At 34.4% G+C, this 18304-nt stretch carries 18 protein-coding genes; 9 read left to right on the top strand and 9 right to left on the bottom strand.

Annotated elements, in window-relative coordinates; genetic code table 11:
• Positions 1-38 precede the first annotated feature (38 nt).
• Entirely contained in the window at positions 39-446 is a 408-nt protein-coding gene (locus HUE58_RS00765; RefSeq protein ID WP_174605198.1) for a hypothetical protein, read from the top strand.
• Here the strand turns inward: HUE58_RS00765 and HUE58_RS00760 are convergent.
• Positions 443-1117 carry an HdaA/DnaA family protein gene (locus HUE58_RS00760; protein ID WP_174605197.1) on the bottom strand — a complete coding sequence of 225 codons (675 nt, stop codon included), beginning with the start codon at positions 1115-1117 and terminating at the stop codon, positions 443-445. The two genes, HUE58_RS00765 and HUE58_RS00760, sit on opposite strands and share 4 nt — an antisense overlap.
• Positions 1114-1680, bottom strand: coding sequence for a CDP-alcohol phosphatidyltransferase family protein (locus HUE58_RS00755; protein ID WP_174605196.1), 567 nt, complete (start codon positions 1678-1680; stop codon positions 1114-1116). Before HUE58_RS00755 ends, HUE58_RS00760 begins: the two co-directional genes overlap by 4 nt.
• Positions 1681-1734: 54 nt before the next feature.
• Here HUE58_RS00755 and purM point away from each other — a divergent pair, with 54 nt between their 5' ends.
• Genes purM through HUE58_RS00740 form a run of 3 tightly spaced genes read left to right on the top strand, consistent with a single transcriptional unit; the run spans position 1735 to position 4120 of the window.
• Positions 1735-2736: a phosphoribosylformylglycinamidine cyclo-ligase gene (gene purM, locus HUE58_RS00750; RefSeq protein ID WP_174605195.1), complete on the top strand. Its 1002-nt coding sequence runs from the start codon at positions 1735-1737 to the stop codon at positions 2734-2736.
• Positions 2737-2750: 14 nt separating this feature from the next.
• Entirely contained in the window at positions 2751-3356 is a 606-nt protein-coding gene (gene purN / locus HUE58_RS00745; RefSeq protein ID WP_174605194.1) for a phosphoribosylglycinamide formyltransferase, read from the top strand.
• The gene (locus HUE58_RS00740; protein WP_174605193.1) at positions 3353-4120 is read left to right on the top strand and encodes a DUF3108 domain-containing protein; all 768 of its coding nucleotides are present in this window, start codon (positions 3353-3355) and stop codon (positions 4118-4120) included. The genes purN and HUE58_RS00740 overlap by 4 nt, the downstream gene beginning before the upstream one ends.
• Here the strand turns inward: HUE58_RS00740 and uvrA are convergent.
• A complete protein-coding gene (uvrA, locus tag HUE58_RS00735; protein WP_174605192.1) occupies positions 4077-6893 on the bottom strand; it encodes an excinuclease ABC subunit UvrA in 2817 nt (938 codons plus the stop codon). The two genes, HUE58_RS00740 and uvrA, sit on opposite strands and share 44 nt — an antisense overlap.
• Before the next feature lie 85 nt (positions 6894-6978).
• Here uvrA and pyrH point away from each other — a divergent pair, with 85 nt between their 5' ends.
• Together pyrH and frr are read left to right on the top strand one after the other, a co-directional pair.
• Positions 6979-7692: a UMP kinase gene (gene pyrH, locus HUE58_RS00730; protein ID WP_174605191.1), complete on the top strand. Its 714-nt coding sequence runs from the start codon at positions 6979-6981 to the stop codon at positions 7690-7692.
• Between the two features lie 3 nt (positions 7693-7695).
• A complete protein-coding gene (frr, locus tag HUE58_RS00725) occupies positions 7696-8253 on the top strand; it encodes a ribosome recycling factor (protein WP_174605190.1) in 558 nt (185 codons plus the stop codon).
• Between the two features lie 78 nt (positions 8254-8331).
• On the opposite strand, the gene HUE58_RS00720 is transcribed toward frr, so the two are convergent.
• Positions 8332-8712: a hypothetical protein gene (locus HUE58_RS00720; RefSeq protein ID WP_174605189.1), complete on the bottom strand. Its 381-nt coding sequence runs from the start codon at positions 8710-8712 to the stop codon at positions 8332-8334.
• A gap of 101 nt (positions 8713-8813) precedes the next feature.
• Between HUE58_RS00720 and cmoB the strand changes: the two genes are divergently transcribed.
• The 3 genes from cmoB to bioC are packed head-to-tail and all read left to right on the top strand — an operon-like array spanning position 8814 to position 11498.
• On the top strand, positions 8814-9770 hold the full coding sequence (gene cmoB / locus HUE58_RS00715) for a tRNA 5-methoxyuridine(34)/uridine 5-oxyacetic acid(34) synthase CmoB (RefSeq protein ID WP_174605188.1): 957 nt from the start codon (positions 8814-8816) through the stop codon (positions 9768-9770).
• Positions 9745-10722, top strand: coding sequence for a metal ABC transporter solute-binding protein, Zn/Mn family (locus tag HUE58_RS00710; protein ID WP_246260815.1), 978 nt, complete (start codon positions 9745-9747; stop codon positions 10720-10722). Before cmoB ends, HUE58_RS00710 begins: the two co-directional genes overlap by 26 nt.
• Positions 10710-11498 (top strand): malonyl-ACP O-methyltransferase BioC, encoded by a 789-nt coding sequence (gene bioC, locus HUE58_RS00705; RefSeq protein ID WP_174605187.1) that lies wholly within the window; start codon positions 10710-10712, stop codon positions 11496-11498. The genes HUE58_RS00710 and bioC overlap by 13 nt, the downstream gene beginning before the upstream one ends.
• 232 nt (positions 11499-11730) lie before the next feature.
• On the opposite strand, the gene HUE58_RS07270 is transcribed toward bioC, so the two are convergent.
• From HUE58_RS07270 to HUE58_RS00680, 5 genes are all read right to left on the bottom strand, one after another.
• Complete coding sequence (locus HUE58_RS07270; RefSeq protein ID WP_174606199.1) at positions 11731-12147, bottom strand: DUF2927 domain-containing protein; 417 nt, start codon at positions 12145-12147, stop codon at positions 11731-11733.
• A gap of 111 nt (positions 12148-12258) precedes the next feature.
• The gene (locus HUE58_RS00695; protein WP_174605186.1) at positions 12259-13428 is read right to left on the bottom strand and encodes a beta-barrel domain-containing protein; all 1170 of its coding nucleotides are present in this window, start codon (positions 13426-13428) and stop codon (positions 12259-12261) included.
• Entirely contained in the window at positions 13425-15518 is a 2094-nt protein-coding gene (locus HUE58_RS00690) for an ATP-binding cassette domain-containing protein (RefSeq protein WP_174605185.1), read from the bottom strand. The genes HUE58_RS00695 and HUE58_RS00690 overlap by 4 nt, the downstream gene beginning before the upstream one ends.
• A 608-nt stretch (positions 15519-16126) precedes the next feature.
• Entirely contained in the window at positions 16127-16294 is a 168-nt protein-coding gene (locus HUE58_RS00685; RefSeq protein WP_174605184.1) for a hypothetical protein, read from the bottom strand.
• A 413-nt stretch (positions 16295-16707) separates the two neighbouring features.
• On the bottom strand, positions 16708-18303 hold the full coding sequence (locus HUE58_RS00680) for a TolC family protein (protein WP_174605183.1): 1596 nt from the start codon (positions 18301-18303) through the stop codon (positions 16708-16710).
• Position 18304 lies beyond the last annotated feature (1 nt).

Here is an 18304-nt window from a genome sequence, read left to right as displayed (position 1 = left end):
TCTTAATAATCCATAAAAACACAAAACACTTAATTGTTATGCCCAATAAACACTATACCTGCCCTTTCTCCCACCTGATACTTAGCGGTAGATGTGGTTGTAAATTTGGGGCGAAAAACTGTATTGCAGAAAAAGAATTTGGCGCTTGTTTGGACGAATCGTCTTCTAAACAATGTCAATCGTTGTATGCTTATTTACGCGATAATAGCGATTTCGTCTTAAACACGCACCATCAAAATAATTTATCAGTCGGACAGCAATCAAAAATTAAAATGGGTGGACTGTTGGCTTTGCAAGAAATACTTGACATTGAAAATAGCAATCAGATCAAGGATATATCTAATTTAGTAAAAGTTGTTGAAGAGAAATATATGGATTTTAAACACATCCCTTTCTCAAAACTCATGCCTAAAATTGCACAATTCAAATTTAGAAAAAAACCTTAGATACCCAGTGTTTGTTTAACAAAGGGGATGGAAATGTTACTCTTTTGCTGTAATGATGCTTCATCTAAAACACTAATTATGTTCAAAACATCATTCAAATCACGTGAAAGAACTTTGAACAAATAATAGTATACCTTGCTATTTATGTTGATATTCTTATCCACCATTTTACGCTCAATAATAAGAATTTTTTGCTCATCATTGAGCGTCTCTAGTGTGAAAGCAACCGCTAAAGACAAGCGTGTTTTCAAATCCTTTAATAAGTTCAACTCACTAGATAAACCGCTTGCAGAAACAATCAACTTAGTGTTGGTTAACTTAATTCTGTTATGTAAATCAAATAACGCCTGTTGTTGGACAATACTCAAACAATCAACGTTGTCAATACAAATCCAATCAACAGGTGCTAAATCACTTATCACCTCCTTTGGTAGTTCTTGCTTTATATCAATAAAAACAACATTTAATCGCTTATCTAGTGCACTAAGAGCACAACCTTGCAATAGATGAGTTTTACCACTAGATTTGACACCCGAAATAAAGACAACAGCTGAGCCTTTTTGAGTAAATAACTGATTAACAAAATCTAGGACTTGCTGATTTCTCTTGCCAATAAAATTGGACAACAACATTTTTGAATTCAATGAAAGTGGCAATCCAAGTTGATTCATTGAGGATTTTTTTTTTCTTGCAAAATGACTTGTTCAATCCAAATCCACACATAATCTGCACCGCTAAGCACGGTTGATGTGGCTGTAATAATAAAGAAAATAGTGTTGTATTGTGGCAAGACTGGATAAATTTGCACCACCACTAAAAACAAAACTAGTGCAATTTGCAGCACGGTATTAATTTTAGAAAGTTTTGAGGGTGATAATAAATCATTCTTAGAGGTGCCTGAGCCAATAAAACACCCAACTGTGCCTGAAACAATCATAAAATCACGCAAAAAAACCAACACTAATAACCACAGCGGCAATAATTCAATCACGTATAAAGCCACAAAACTACTGACTAATAGCAACTTATCCGCCATTGGATCTAAAATAGAACCTAACCTACTTTGAAAAGAGTAGCGTTTGGCAATCCATCCATCCAGCGCATCGGTAATACCTGCAATAAAAAACAGCACCATTGCCAAAAAATATTGGTGATTTAACAAAGTCATAACAACTGGCACTGTTAAAATAATGCGTAAAATTGAAAGCGCATTAGGCAATGAAGAAAAACTCATTTTTTATTTACTAAAAAGAATTCATAAAGAAATTAATTATACGGAAGAACTATCATGTCATCACTCTCATACCTTGACTCAGGTATTGACATTACCAAAGGTAATGCGCTGATTGAACAAATCAAACCGATTGCTAAATCAACCACTAGATCTGGGGTATTATCTGGTCTTGGCGGCTTTGGTGCGATGTTTGAATTGCCTATTAATAAATATAAAACCCCTGTTCTAATCTCAAGCACAGATGGCGTTGGCACCAAACTCAAAGTGGCGCAAATGTTAAACAAACATGATACGATTGGCATTGATTTAGTTGCCATGTGTGTCAATGACGTAATTGTCCAAGGTGCTGAACCATTATTTTTCCTAGATTATTATGCAACAGGCAAGTTAAATATCAAATTGGCTACATCCGTTATTTATGGCATTGGTGAAGGTTGTAAGCAATCAGGTTGTGCTTTAATCGGTGGCGAAACAGCTGAAATGCCAGGTATGTACCAAGGTGAAGAATACGACCTTGCTGGTTTTTGCGTGGGCATTGCTGATAAAGACAAAATAATTGATGGCACAAAAGTTACTAAAGGCGACCATATCATTGCCCTATCATCTTCTGGTCCACATTCTAATGGTTATTCACTAATACGCAAAGTTCTAGCGCAATCAGACCCAACTGACGCACAATTAAATGCACTAATTGATCCTACTAAAATCTATGTAAAATCAGTATTATCATCGATTGAAAGGTTCTCAGTACATGCTATTTCACACATTACAGGCGGTGGTTTATTGGAAAACATTCCTAGAGTATTGCCTGAAAATTTGAGCGCAAAACTTGACGCCAACTCTTGGCAACTACCCAGTATTTTTCAGTTTTTACAAGACAATGGCAATATTAATATGATGGAAATGTATCGAGTATTTAACTGTGGCATAGGTATGGTTATTATTGTGCCAGAAGAACAAAGTACTAGTGCCATTCAACACTTAAATGAGCTGGGCGAACATGCTTGGCTAGTGGGTGAAATTACGAACAATCAAGGCTCTCAAGTTATCATTTAATTTGTATATTAAGCATGAATGGCGTTGTTTTAATTTCTGGTAATGGTTCAAACCTACAATCAATTATTAACCATTCTACTGCTATTGATTTAGACATTAAAGCAGTTATTAGCAACGACAGCAAAGCCTATGGACTAAAACGTGCTGGATGTGCAAACATTCCTACCCATACACTGAGTCACAAACATTTCTCATCTAGAGAAAAATTTGACCAAGCGTTAAGCAACATTATTAATCAATATAATCCTGAAATTGTTATTCTTGATGGCTTTATGCGCATACTGAGTGCGGAATTTACACATCAATATTCAGGTAAAATGCTTAATATTCATCCCTCATTATTACCAAAATTTCAAGGACTTAATACCCATCAAAGAGTGATAGAAGCTAAAGAAAATCAGCATGGTGTTAGTATTCACTTTGTGACTGAGCAGCTTGATGGAGGCCCTATTATTGCCCAAGCTAGTGTTGATGTCATTGACACAGATACAACAGAATCTTTGGCAAAACGTGTTTTGTTTGAGGAACATAAATTATTCCCAAAAGTCATTCATTGGTTTACAGAAGGCAGGCTAAAACTTGAAAAAAATCACGCCATGCTAGATGGAAAAGTCTTATGAGATTGTTTACCTTAATTACATTTTCAATTTTAATTAACTCCGTAGCGTACGCCTTAAAAGCACATACTGCCAACTATCAATTATCTATTAATGGTTTTAAGATAGCTGAAGAAGTTAGGACATTACACAAACTAGATAAACATTATTTTTATACTGCAAATGCTAGAACCTCAGGACTTGCAGCCTTCATAAAAGACTATTCTATAGCGGCAAGCTCTACCTTTTCGATTAGTCATCAAGGTGTTGATGCCATACATTACCAAATCATAGAGCAAGAAGACGGGGAATTGGTCAAAAATTATGCCTTTGACATTTACTCAAAAAATCATACTATTGTGCCTATTCTCACTAAGATCCAAACAAAAATTAAAACTTGGCAGTCTAAAGGTGGTAATATTGTTGACCCTCTAAGTTTGTTTTTAGCTTTATCAAATGATTTAGAGCATAACCCTAATCAATCTATATTTACCTACCAAGTGGCCAATGGAGAATCAATCGAACAGCATCAATACAAAAGAGTCAACGAACGCCTGATTAAAATCAACAACCAATCTGTTAAAGTTATTAAAATTAGTAGAATCAATACTAGTAATAATATAAAGGCCTATTTTTTACCCAAGTATGGATATTTACCCGCATTGATAGAGCGAAATAAAAACGGCAAAAACTACACATACAAACTTACCAATTTACAAATTGAAAATGGAGCCAAAGACAAACCTACAAGTAAGCTTTTAAATATTGACCCGTATACGAGCCTTTAACTTTTACCACCTCTTCTGGTGTACCAAACGCAATAATTTGCCCACCCTTATTACCCCCTTCAGGGCCTAAATCAACAATCCAATCTGCAGTTTTAATAACATCAAGGTTGTGTTCAATGATAACAATGGTATTGTTATGCTCGCGTAATCTATTGATAACTGATAACAAAAGTTTAATATCATGGAAATGTAAACCTGTTGTCGGTTCATCAAGAATGTAGAGTGTTTGTCCAGTATCCATTTTTGACAATTCTTTTGCTAATTTAATGCGTTGCGCCTCACCGCCAGACAAGGTGGTTGCATTTTGTCCAAGGGTGATATAGGAGAGTCCAACATCCATTAAAGTTTGTAATTTTTGTTTAATTTTGGGCATAGGTTGAAAAAATTCACAAGCCTGTTCTACGGTCATATCAAGCACTTGTGCAATACTCTTTCCCTTGTAAAATACTTCTAAAGTTTGTTGATTGTAACGTTGGCCTTGGCACACATCACATGACACATAAACATCTGGCAAAAAATGCATTTCCGTCTTAATCAGCCCGTCACCCTTGCATGCTTCACATCTACCACCTTTAACATTAAAACTAAAACGCCCTGCTTTATAACCGCGCGTTCTTGCCTCTAAAGTTTGTGAAAATAAATCACGTACTAACGAAAACACGCCCGTATAAGTTGCTGGATTAGAACGTGGCGTACGTCCAATTGGGCTTTGGTCAATATTGACAATCTTATCAAAATAATTTAAACCTTCAACTGATTCATACTCAGCAGGCGTTGTCTGTGCACGATTAACTTCTCTAGCCGCTAAAGCATACAAAGTGTCGTTAATTAAGGTTGATTTCCCAGAACCAGACACACCTGTCACACAAGTTAATACGCCTACAGGGATAGACAAGTCAACCTTATTAAGATTATTACCTTTAGCACCTTTAATACACAACCACTGATTGGCACTTTTACGTTTAGCAGGTACTTCAATACTTTGACGACCACTTAAATAATCACCCGTTAAAGACTTAAGGTTGTTTTCAATGTCTTTAGGGCTGCCCATTGCAACAATTTCACCGCCATGAATACCAGCACCAGGACCGATATCAATCACATAATCAGCCTGTTTAATTGTCTCTTCATCATGCTCTACCACAATCACTGTATTGCCAATATCACGTAAATAGATCAGTGTATTTAATAACTTTTGATTATCTCTTTGATGCAAACCGATTGATGGTTCATCAAGCACATACAGCACACCCATCAGCCCTGCACCAATCTGACTAGCCAAGCGAATGCGCTGCGCTTCACCACCTGACAAACTATTTGCTCTACGGTCAAGACTTAAATATTCCAAACCTACATTAATTAAAAATGCCAAACGCTGAACAATTTCTTTTAAAATCTTATCCGCAATTTGACCACGAGCACCTTCCAACTTCAACTCTTTGAGAAAATCATAAATATCAGCAATAGAAAGTTTGGTGATATTTGATAAGTTCTGCCCATCAATAAACACATTTCTAGCTGATTCATTCAACCTATCACCATGACATTGCTCACAATCCTTGCTCACTACATAACGAGAAAGCTCTTCTCTAACACTACGAATCTCACTTTCTTCATAACGTCGCATCATTCTTGGAATAATGCCTTCAAATGGCTTAGCCTTATTAGACCAGCCTTTACGTCCTTTTATTTTGGAAAAATCAATGTCATCTGTACCACTTCCATAAAGAACAATTTTTTTATGCTTATCGCTTAATTGTTCATAAGGAGTTTCAATACTGAATCCGTAATACTTACCTACCAACATTAGCATTTGATAAAAATAAGCATTTGAGCGCCCCCAACCATAAACAGCACCATCTGCCAAACTCATGTTAGGATTAGCCACAACTTTTTGTTTATCAAACGTATCTTTTACACCCAAGCCATCGCAAGTTTGACAAGCACCAACTGGATTGTTAAATGAAAAAAGTCTAGGTTCTAATTCACTTAATGAGTAGCCACACTCAACGCAAGAAAATTTAGCAGAAAACACCTTTTCTTGCCAAGATGGATCTTCTTCCATAGGTACAACTCGCACCAAACCAGCGCTCAAATTAAGTGCAGTTTCCAACGATTCAGACAAGCGTGAGGCCATGTCTTCTCGTATTTTTAAACGATCAATGATAATTTCAATAGTATGGTTAACCTTGCCATTAAGCATTTCCATTTCATCTATATACACGACTACGCCATTAACTCTAGCCCTTAAAAAACCTTGGTAGTTTAATTCTTCCAATAATTTTGCATGGCTGCCTTTGCGATTTTGCACAATGGGTGCTAGCAGCATGATTTTCTCACCTGTTGGTAATTTGACAATACTATCCACCATTTGAGAAATGGTTTGAGACTCAAGATTAATTTGATGTTTTGGGCACTTAGGAATGCCTGCGCGAGCAAATAATAATCTTAAATAATCATAAATTTCTGTAATTGTGCCAACCGTTGAGCGGGGGTTGTGTGAGATGGCTTTTTGTTCAATGGAGATGGCTGGAGAGAGTCCTTCAATATAATCAACATCAGGTTTTTCCATGAGTGACAAAAATTGACGCACATAAGTTGATAAAGACTCCACATAACGACGCTGCCCTTCTGCATAAATAGTGTCAAAAGCCAGTGAAGATTTACCCGAACCAGACAAACCAGTAAGCACAACTAACTTATTTCTAGGGATGTCAATATCGATATTTTTTAAATTGTGGACTCTAGCGCCATGAATACTAATTTGATCCATATGAAATATATCGGACAAAGAGTTAATTATAACCATCAAGACAGGTAAAATCCTTTAATATTATGACTTTTAGAGCACGTTAATAATGAGGAAATACAAACGTATCTTATTAAAACTCAGTGGCGAAGCTTTAGCCAGCACTGAAAATACAATTGACCCAGTAACACTAAACAAAGTGCTTGGTATTATAAAATCAGTACTTAGTCAAAATGTTGAAATAGCAATTATTGTTGGTGGTGGTAATATTTTTAGAGGTGCAACACTCGTACAAGCTGGTATGAATCATATTACTGCTGACCATATAGGTATGTTAGCAACAGTTATAAATGCACTTGCTATTGCAGATATTTGTCAAAAAAATAAGGTTGATACATTGGTCATGTCTGGTTTTCCAATTGGTGGTAGTGTCTGTGATTCAATTAACCATGTGCGTGCTAAACAAGCTTTAGACAAGGGCAAAGTCGTCATTTTTTGTGCAGGCACAGGCAGCCCATGTTTTACCACTGACACCGGCGCAGCACTACGTGCTATTGAAATTGATGCAAATATTGTATTTAAAGCTACTAAAGTAGATGGCATTTATACTAGCGACCCTATCAAAAATCCTGATGCAAAACGTTATGATTCATTAAGTTTTGATGAGGCAATTGAGAGAAATCTTCAAATTATGGATATATCTGCATTTGCACTATGTCGTGAACATGATTTAGAAATTTGTGTATTCAATATGCTAGAAAACATCAATACATTATCAGATATTTTAAAAGGCGAACCTTTGGGCACCATCGTAAGGAAATAAATTATGTTAAATAAAATACAACAAGACGTACAAAACAGAATGAATAAAAGTGTTGCTTCACTTAAGAATTCTTTTAGTAAAATTAGAGCAGGTCGTGCACATCCATCACTACTCGAACAAATTCATGTGGATTATTATAGCTCTATGGTGCCACTATCTCAAGTGGCTGATATCAACGCAGAAGATTCACGCACACTTAAGGTATCTCCATGGGAAAAGGACATGGTCGCTGTGATTGAGAAGGCCATTATGACATCAGATTTAGGACTTAACCCACAAACCATGGGAGAAGTCATACGCATTCCTTTGCCGCCACTTACCCAAGAGCGCCGAGGCGAGTTGGTAAAAGTCGTCAAAAATGAGGCAGAGCAAGCTAAAGTTGCCATCCGCAATATTCGTCGCGACGCCAATTCTGATTTTAAAGAACTGTTTAAAAAAAAGGAAATTTCAGAGGATGAAGCTAGAAAAGCAGAAGATGATATTCAAAAAATTACTGATACATATATTAAAGAAATAGAAACCAAACTTGGTGAAAAGGAAAACGCTCTATTAGAAATTTAATCTAAGTTTTAAACAGCTAGTCAATAAAAATCCCGTTTTATATCGGACTTTTTATTGATTTAATAAGTACACTAATAATTAATCTTGATGATTTTCTACGCAGGTGAAATAATCTTCCCATCTCTTTGGTGAAAACAATGTACCCATTTCATCAAGCGGACCTGTACTATACAAAAAGCCACTCGCAAGTGTTTGTTTGAATCTTTCTATATTGGTATTAGATAAATCAAGTCTATCTTTGCAAGTCTTATGTGCTGCTACTACAACCGGAATTCCGGTTGTAGTTTGCTCAATCACCTTGGAGGTGGTTAGTGTCATTGTGTCAGTATTATGCTCACCCTTCACCACAACTTTATCAAAAATTGGCTCAACAGGTCCCATATCACAATCGTCTCCACCAGCCATTACACTACTTACTAATGCAAACGTTATAACAAGACTCAGTGTTTTATTTATCATTTTTCTATCTCCAAATTATTCAAAGTTGACTTATTTCCCCTTTTGATTCTATATTTTATTTTATACTACTTATTATAAGATAGCCACCTTTAGATAAGTTTATGCTTAGTGATTTTTATAAATGTGCCACATCAACACAATTAGATTTGATATGTACACAACTTATCAACTTATCAACCCGTGCATTTAATGCAAATAACGGCAATATACCCAAATGGGAACAAGCCATTGAACAAATTAAAACTCAAAATACTGGCAGTCTTGATTTTATAACGCCTTATTTAAATATTAGTGCTCACCATATTAATAATCTCACTTTAGAAAAATCTTTAAAACAGCTTATGCCCTGGCGCAAAGGGCCTTATCAAATTGGCAATTTACAACTTAATAGCGAATGGCGTGGTGATATGAAATGGCATAGACTCATTCCCCATATCAAGCCACTTAAAGATAAAGTTGTGCTTGATGTTGGCTCTGGCAATGGCTACTTTACTTATCTTATGGCCATTTCAGGTGCTGAAATTGCACTAGGTATTGAACCCTTCTTATTATTTAATTATCAGTTTCAAGCTATTCGCACATTAATTAACAATCCACCAAATGCATTTGTATTACCATTACTCTTAGAAGAAATGCCAAAAAGGCCCTTATTTGATACGGTATTTTCCATGGGTGTTTTATATCACCAAAAAAACCATAGGTTACATTTGAAACAACTAAAAGATGTTATGAAACCAGATGGAGAGCTCATCTTAGAAACATTCATTATTGATTTGGAAAAAGTTGAAAAAATCATTCCAAAAGGACGTTATTCTAAAATGCGAAACGTTTACTGCTTGCCATCAGTAAATACACTACATACTTGGCTTGAAGATGCAGAATTTAAAAACATTAAATTACTGGACATTACCAAAACCACATCAAAAGAACAACGAACCACCCATTGGATTGGCAATAACACACAATCTCTTAAAGATTTTCTTGACCCAAATAATAGCGACTTAACTATTGAAGGGTTGCCAGCACCCAGACGTGCAATTTTTATTTGTCAAAAATAAATTGAATAGTATAATATTCTTATTTTTAGAAAAAATTATTATGATTTTTCGTTCACTCTTAGCAATAATAATCCTGTTACTTTCTGTAAATATCTTTGCAGTACAAAATATTGTAGTCAGTATTAAGCCCATTCACTCTATTGTTAGTAGCCTAACTCAAGGAATAACAGAACCGAAATTATTACTAAAAACCAATCAATCAGCGCATCATACTCATCTAAAACCCTCTCAATTATCCTTATTGAGCCATGCGGACTTAGCTATTTTTATTCACCCTACTTTTGAAGGCGGGCTTAAAAAAGTATTGGCTAGTCTTGATGCTAATAAAAAACTAATTATTGGCAATGTGGAAAATATTCATCTTATTCACAATGAGGAACATGAGGGAGGCGAAAAACATGAAGAGAGTGATGAAGAACATGGGCATGATGAGCATCAGGAGGTAGTCAACTATCACCTCTGGCTAGATATAAACAATATGCAAATATTTGCAAAAAAACTGATTGAAAGATTGATTAAAATTGATCCTGATAACCAATCAAATTACACAGTTAATTTAGACAAACTTAACAAAAATTTAGACAAACTCAAACAAGATATTAATCAAGATATATCAGCTTATAAATCTAAAGTACTTGCAAGTTATTCCAATACTTTTGATTATTTTACCAACGCCAACCAATTAAATAAATCGATTAATATTACGAGTTATCACGGTGAAAGATTGAGTATATTTAAAATGCTTCAAGCTAGAAAGATAATGAAAAATACTCAAACAAAATGTTTGCTCACCATAGAAGTACCAAAAAAACGTACTAATTCATTAACCGAAGGTCTGAATATAAATTCAGCAAACATTGACATTATAGGTTTTAATATTCAGCAAGGATCTGGTCATTATTTTAAACTAATGCATCATATCACCAATAAAGTTGTCCAATGTCTCAGGTAAGATCTGCCTTTAATAAAGCCTCAAATAATTATGATGATCATGCATTTTTACAAAAAGAAATTGCTGTTAGGTTGGATCAAAAACTTAATACTATTTCATCCAAAGCTGACATCATTCTTGATCTTGGTGCAGGCACCGGTTTACTTAGCCAACAACTAACTAAACGCTTTTCGAACTCAGAAATTATTTGTCTAGATTTTGCCCAACAGCCTTTAAAATATAATCCATCTAGTAGTAAAATTTGTGCCAATGCTAATTATTTACCACTACCAGACAATAGCGTTAATATGATTACTTCTAACTTGATGATGCAGTGGTGTCCAAATCTTAACACTTTGTTTTTAGAATGTTTCCGCGTGCTTAAAAACAATGGATTAATTCTATTCTCTACCTTTGGTCCAGATACGCTAAAAGAATTAAAAAAAAGTTGGTTAATTGTGGATGATAAAACACATGTCAACACTTTTATTGATATGCATGATATTGGCGATCAAATGCTACAAAACGGGTTTCAAAATCCTGTAATGGAAATGGAAACCTTAACACTCACTTATCAAACAGTCATTGATTTATTGCACGATCTTAAAGCTATTGGCGCCCAAACAGTTACTAAACGCTCAAAGTCCCTAACTGGTAAAGACAAGTTCCAACTGATGATTAAAATGTATGAATCTTACAAAAATAATGGGAAATTACCAGCCACTTACGAAGTTATTTATGGACATGCGTGGAAAAAAACAACTGGCGTTGGTAATATCACACTTGAAAGTCAATAAATCTTTTTCTAATTAAATTCTTGTACTTTTAATATAGATGATTCAACCATATCCTGGCGTTCAAAATCAATTAATATTTTATCTACTATAGGTTCACACTCATGTCTGCGTAAAGGCGATTATCATAAAGGATCTTTGGTAGTAAATCATCCAAACCTCTTAATAAATCTAGTACACTTTTGTCATTTGCAATGGAAGGGCTTAGCCCCATTTGGAAATCCCATTGCTCACGTTAATTTCTTAACAACACAAGTCTGGCAATAAACCATAATAGTATTGCATGATCAACAGAAATAATAACCAGTGCATTGGTTAATTCGGATTTCTTATTATGCTTGAAATTTAACAAACAGTTACTTTGAGTATCGAGATTTTTTATTTTGATGTTGGTATAACGATTAATCGCCAATTTACAATGTGCTTTTTTGGTTAACAGTATTTTAAAATTGGGATTCTTATCATCTTTATTAATAATCACTCTTGTAATTTTAGATAAATCTTGGAAATGGTCTTGGATAAGTGCTTCAGCAATATCAAACCCGGACGCATCTAAATTAAAATAGCCAACCCGGTATCTAATTGGTTGTTGCCAACGTCTTAATTTTGTTTGTCTTAACTGATACTCGTTCTTATAAGCAACTTCAAAAATGCTCTTTTAATATAGTCCTTAGATTACCATGGTCTCAATAAGTCAGCATATACAATGCTTGAGTAAAAACAAACTAATAATATTCACACTCCACTCAAAAACGATATTTGATTACTTCTCGTTAAGAGCACCACTAAAGCCACGACTAATTGGCTTGGTTAAATAAGTGAATAAAGAACGCCTTCCGACTTTAATATCAATCGTACCTGACATGCCTAATTTGACATTAATCGCCTTGGATTTGACATTATCCTCATGTTCTGGCCCTTCAATTTTGACATTTACTTGATAAAAAGTCATTTGCCCTCCAGAAGAGTCTTTATCTAACAAAGTGTCCGAACTGATGTAATTTAGTGTGCCTTTTAAACCACCAAAAATAGTATAATCAAATGCATCAAGTTTAATCACCACTGGCATACCCAATTTTAGTCTACCAATATCAACAGGATTAATTTTTGCTTCTAAAATAACACCACCTTGAGAAGGGGATATTTCCATCAATTGCTCTCCAGCACGTAAAACACCACCAACAGTGGTTACTTTTAGCTCTTTAACAATACCTGACACAGGTGAATAAATATCAGTATATTCTAAGACACTTTTTTGTTTTTTAAGTTTATATAGATTTTTAGCCAACTCACCTTCCAACTTTTCAATTTCAGCACTGATTTTTCCGTAATATTTATTTTTAGTATCTGCCACTTTACGCTTAAAGTCTAATACTTTCTGTTTAGCTCTTAAAACTTCTAATTGACTAACATCACCTGTTTTTTCTAAACTTTGAGTAATTTCCCACTCCTTAGTACTCATTGCAAGACTTTCCTCCAGCATGGACACCTCTTGATTTAAAGAGCGCTTCTTTTGAACATACAAAGCTTTTTGTGCACTCATAAAATCAGGATAATCTTGGGTTAATTCATCAAATACAATGGGATTTTCTAAAATTTCTGCATTGGCTCTTGCTAATGCTGACTTCAAATATGCTACTTGAGACCTTACCTCGTAATAACTCGCTTGTGCACGATCTTTTTCAAGTGTTGCTAGAAGTTGCCTCTGCTTAACGTGCTCACCCTCACTAACTAATAATTTAGATAAAACACCGCCATCAACCACTTGAATAATTTGGCTACTACTATTAGCAACCACTTTACCTTGACAACGAACTGTTTCATCAATATCAAATAGTGATGCCCATAGTATAAAAGCAATGAAGCCACCTAATAAAACATAAACAATCGAAAATGAATGCTCAACTTTTAATAAAATTTTCTCTAAATTCATGACTTGGCCTCTTGTACTTTACCAGAAAGTTGTGCAATTACATCAGCCTTTGGTCCATCCATCACTATTTGATTTTTATTAACAACAATTAAACGCTCAACCAATTCTATCATTTCCATTTTATGCGTTACCAATACCAACGTATCTTCTGCCTTTATTGTTTTCTTAAACATGTTGATTAACAACACTTCTAAGTTACGATCAACAGATGCAGTTGGTTCGTCTAATAACCATATTTTTGGTGCTCGTAAAACTACCCGAGTTAAATTAAGTAATTGCTTTTGTCCACCAGACAAACCTAACCCACCTTCAAATATTTCTTGTTCTAGCCCTTTTTCAGTAGTAGAGATAACACTATTTAATAAGCCTGTTAATTTAGATACTTCCAAAATTTTATCATCACCCGGATCGAGCAAACCTAAAATTAAATTTTCTCTAAGTGTGCCTTTGAATAGTCGCCCTTCTTGTTGTAAAAAACCAATTTTTTCAGCTAAAACAGGTTTTGAAATATGGGCCAAATCAATGTCGTCTAATAAAATCTGACCAACATTGGGCTTGTACATGCCACTTAACAGACGTAATAATGATGTTTTTCCAGAGCCAATAGGTCCTAAAACACCAATTTTTTCACCTGGGTTGATTCTCATTTCTGGCAAAGCTAAAGCCACCTTTTCGCCATAATTTATTTGTGTTTTCGCTTCAATACAAAATTCACCACATATATCTTCAGGCACAATAGGCAAGTCTATACCATCATGGTCACATTTTAAATCCCAAATCACATCTAGTAATTTAATTGCTGACTTAGTATTTGCCCATTGAACTAGGTGAGATGGAATTTGTGCAACAGGTGCCAAAATTCGACCTGACAAAATAGAGCAAGCAATTAATCCACCCATAGTCAAACCTCCACCACTAATCAATAATGCACCTGATGCCACCATCAGCACAAACGAAGATTGTTGAAAAAACGCTACCATATACTGAGATTGGTCAGTCATTCGCTTCATCTCTAAATCATAACCACGGCCTTCGTCAGTGATATTCATCCAATTAGAAAGCATGCGCCAACCACCTTGGCCCGATTTAATCGTTTCAGCGCCTTCAATTGACTCCACCAATAAACCCACTTTAAGATTAACAGATTCATTAATATTATCTGCTAGCGTTTTTATCTTCTTATGGAAATATAATCCTGTTAAAGTTGCTATAAAAAAAAATATCATAGGTACTAAGGCCAAATAACCACCAATAGCAGCGATTAATAAAACATAGAACAGCACAAATGGAACGTCAACTACCAGATAAGTCGTAATGGCAGATAAAAAACTACGTACTGATTCATAACCTCGCATTTGCGAAGCCAAACTACCCACACTTCTTGGCAATTGATCCATTCGTAATGCCAAAAACCGTTTGTATACATCTCTAGATAGGCGTCTATCTATATTATCAATTAACTTTTCGTATAGCCCTGCACGCACTAACTTAGCAATAAAATCTAATACGGTTATTGCTAATACGCCTATTGTCAGCACCAATAAAGTTTGTTGAGCGCCTGTTGGCACAACGCGGTCATAAATCTGCATAGAATAAAAAGCACTAACCACAGCCACAATATTAATCAAAATTCCTGCTAAAGAAGCGTCAATCAGCCATCTCTTATGAGTAATTAATTCAGTTTTAACCATTTGAAAGATTCGACTATTACCTATATCGAACTTTTTTTTCATTTTTATGGCAAAAATCTCATACTCACCCAAATCATCAAGTATTACTTCTAACCAAGAATTTTTCTCTTTAGAGAACCATTCTGCTACCCATTCGCCTTTGGTATTAAAACTTTTAATAATACCCCATTGCTGGAATTCATCAAAAATCAATAAAGGCAACAAAGAGGGGTCGTTAATAGATTTTAATGCTTTAGGATTAGGAATTAATAATGCATGGCATACATTATGCAACATTACCAATTTTTTAATTAAGCCATTACATTCATCCTCAATAACCTGTTGTAATTCTAATGCATCAAAACGAGACCTTTGCAACTGCGATAAACGTTGTAAACTAAATAATAAACTTTGCTCCATATATGTACTATTAAAGGTTACTTAGAAAATTTAGAAGTAATTTTTTTACACAGCGTCAGCGTCTAATACAGAAAAGTTTGAGTAACATTACTTTAAATAACTTAGCCTCTTCAAGTGGCAGATCAATCGCAACTAATTTATTAAAATTACTTTTCTTAGAAGATAGATATACAAACATTTTTTGAGTATTAGCATTGTACATTAGATTAGAAAAATAAGGAGCTCCAGCACATTAATAATACTCATGTTAACAAAATCTAAATAAACATCTTCACTACGAAACTTTCTCTTTGTTTTTTCTCATCAGGAAGATGGGTATTATAAGATTCCAATGCTTGATTATAAATAACTATTTTTCCTTATGCCTCTTCTCTACAAGGTAGTTTTTAGCCCCAATTTCTTTTTGAACTGAAATAACTTACAACATTTGATATGTCGCCACTATTATATAAACACAATACGTACTCATAACCAACATAATACTTTTATAAGCACTCTTGTGTTTGAACAGTTAATTCTGTATATCGAAAAAAAACAATTTTGGATGTTAAAACACTCTTAATAACTGGAGTACTTTTAGCAAATGAAGGGATTTACTACTTCTTTATTTAAGCCATTTTTCTTCTGCTTATTACTATTATCAGCAGCAAAAAACAATTTTTTTCACTGCTTGATTTTAATTGATTATTTTGGTTTGGCCAAATTTTACCAAAAAAGCGCCCTGAAAGTACCGTGACAACTACACCTAATACTAAAATATATTTAACTAAACTCATATTTTTATCCATATTATTTATATATATAAATCCACCAAAACCAAGATAAATTATAACGCTGTAACACTCATTAGTATATTTTTTTCACTTTACACTCACTCCAAAAACAAGTCTCTTTATTAAAACTGCTTCTTACGCCATATAATCTTTATAATCTTTTTAGTAGACTGTCTGTTGTTTAAGAAGAGTCTTTGTACTTAATTTGATTTTAAATATTTTTTTATTAAGGTTTTTTTGACTTTCTTCCTCTTTCTTAACGTTGTGTATTTTGTCTTGAACACTTTTACCTAAAGCATTAGATATGACTTTGACTACTCCACTCTGTTTTTTCCTGTAATTGACGCTTTTTTCTTTTGATTAATTTTTGCATGGCATTGCTTTGTTTTTTTATCCTATTCTTGATTAATATTTATCTACTCTTTTTGTGTAATACCCTCTACTGGAGCCATTTTTGTTGTCTTTTTTTGAATAGCAACTTTAGTTAATTTTTCACGACTAGACTTTTCTTCTTCATCAAAAAATTCTACAAATGTTACGAAATCTCTTTTCTTTAAAGAGGATTTAAAGTCTTGGGTACTATCCATATCAGAATACCAGATAATTTTTTCTACCGGCTTTTCATCAGGTATGACAAAATTTAGCATTTTATCAATGGCACTTTGCTCTTCTTTAGAGCTCATTGTTGGATGCCGCAATATCTTATCTGTTTGATTAAATGCTAAACTTTCATTAAAAGTTGTCACAACAGCGCCAATATCTTCAACATAGACAAAAATACGCCAATTGACTAGTATTATCTCGCCGTAAACACTAGCTAATTGAGACTCCAATTGAGAAATCTCACGAATGGAGTTCATAACATCTTGCCATGTTTTTCTACCTGCCAAGAATTGTCGATAATAAGATTTTCGTACTTTTTCTGTATTGGCTAGTGATGACTCAAGCAATGTTTTTTGTTTCTTCAAAGAGATGGAAGACATCCAATCTAGCTCAATTTGACGCACGACTTTATTTTCTTCATCTTTAATTTTTACTTGTAGAGATTGATAGCGACTCTTAATTTGTCTAATCTGTGAAAAATTAGACAAACCTGCATCAAAACTACTGTTAAGTTCAATAAAAACACGATTCTCAGTCTTGACATCTTTATCAGTAAAACTACCCCACTGGCGCTCCAATTTAAGATTAACATCTGGATAAAGTTTGGCACGACTTTGATCTAGTTCAGCCTCAATCACCAAACTTTCCGCTCTAATTTGCTTAATTCTAGGATTGGTTAGTAATGCCCTTTTGCTTAATTTAGCTTGACTAGTTTCAAACTTAACAATGCTAAAGTCTCTAATCAAATCTTTTGGATCTAGCGAAGTACCCAATAGTTCTTCCAAATTAAGCAGACTATTTTCATGTTGAATAATGGCCGAATTAAGGCCAGCCTCTGCCTGAGTTGAGCGTGAATTTGCCAAATTTAAATCACTACTAGAAGACAATCCTTGTTTAATACGACGCCTTAGACGAGCGCGCAATATGTCATGCTCCTCTTGATTCTTACTATACGACTTTTTTTTTAAATAACTGTCATACCATTTACTATAAGCATTGATTACTTTTAAAGCTAAATCTTGCTGTGTGGCCTTGGTTGATGCCTGAGCTAATAAAAGTTGAGCTCTTGATTTTGCCAAACCTGCATCAATAGACCCACCCGCCCAAAGCGGTTGCGTTAAACTGATAATTAAAACACGACTATCACTATTTTTATAACTAAGGTCTGTACCAGAACTGTCAACTTGACTTACTGAAAACTTAGGGGTTGGAAAATATTGCCATTTAGCACTGGTAATTTCATTTTTAGCAGCGTCTTCTAAAAAAATATTACTTTTAATAGAAGGGTGATAGGTAATTGCTTTATTGATTAAATTAGATAAATTAAACTCACCTTTTGATTGCTCTTGTGCACTCGCATTACCAAGAAAAAAACTAAAAAATAATAATACAACCGTTCTTTTAATCATT

The sequence above is a fragment of the Candidatus Ruthia endofausta genome (assembly GCF_013342985.1).
In the GTDB taxonomy this organism is placed as follows: domain Bacteria; phylum Pseudomonadota; class Gammaproteobacteria; order PS1; family Pseudothioglobaceae; genus Ruthia; species Ruthia endofausta.
The sequence above is the reverse complement of the archived record's forward strand: the minus strand, read 5'-3'. Positions and strand labels throughout refer to the sequence as shown.

Bases quoted from the DNA above. Each gene is read 5' to 3' on its own strand.
- purM (WP_174605195.1), top strand. From the start codon at position 1,735: ATGTCATCACTCTCATACCTTGACTCAGGTATTGACATTACCAAAGGT.
- HUE58_RS00720 (WP_174605189.1), bottom strand. From the start codon at position 8,712: ATGATAAATAAAACACTGAGTCTTGTTATAACGTTTGCATTAGTAAGT.
- HUE58_RS00695 (WP_174605186.1), bottom strand. From the start codon at position 13,428: ATGAATTTAGAGAAAATTTTATTAAAAGTTGAGCATTCATTTTCGATT.
- HUE58_RS00765 (WP_174605198.1), top strand. From the start codon at position 39: ATGCCCAATAAACACTATACCTGCCCTTTCTCCCACCTGATACTTAGC.
- cmoB (WP_174605188.1), top strand. From the start codon at position 8,814: ATGCTTAGTGATTTTTATAAATGTGCCACATCAACACAATTAGATTTG.
- HUE58_RS00690 (WP_174605185.1), bottom strand. From the start codon at position 15,518: ATGGAGCAAAGTTTATTATTTAGTTTACAACGTTTATCGCAGTTGCAA.
- HUE58_RS00755 (WP_174605196.1), bottom strand. From the start codon at position 1,680: ATGAGTTTTTCTTCATTGCCTAATGCGCTTTCAATTTTACGCATTATT.
- purN (WP_174605194.1), top strand. From the start codon at position 2,751: ATGAATGGCGTTGTTTTAATTTCTGGTAATGGTTCAAACCTACAATCA.
- bioC (WP_174605187.1), top strand. From the start codon at position 10,710: ATGTCTCAGGTAAGATCTGCCTTTAATAAAGCCTCAAATAATTATGAT.
- uvrA (WP_174605192.1), bottom strand. From the start codon at position 6,893: ATGGATCAAATTAGTATTCATGGCGCTAGAGTCCACAATTTAAAAAAT.
- HUE58_RS00740 (WP_174605193.1), top strand. From the start codon at position 3,353: ATGAGATTGTTTACCTTAATTACATTTTCAATTTTAATTAACTCCGTA.
- HUE58_RS00760 (WP_174605197.1), bottom strand. From the start codon at position 1,117: ATGAATCAACTTGGATTGCCACTTTCATTGAATTCAAAAATGTTGTTG.
- HUE58_RS00685 (WP_174605184.1), bottom strand. From the start codon at position 16,294: ATGAGTTTAGTTAAATATATTTTAGTATTAGGTGTAGTTGTCACGGTA.
- HUE58_RS00680 (WP_174605183.1), bottom strand. From the start codon at position 18,303: ATGATTAAAAGAACGGTTGTATTATTATTTTTTAGTTTTTTTCTTGGT.
- frr (WP_174605190.1), top strand. From the start codon at position 7,696: ATGTTAAATAAAATACAACAAGACGTACAAAACAGAATGAATAAAAGT.
- pyrH (WP_174605191.1), top strand. From the start codon at position 6,979: ATGAGGAAATACAAACGTATCTTATTAAAACTCAGTGGCGAAGCTTTA.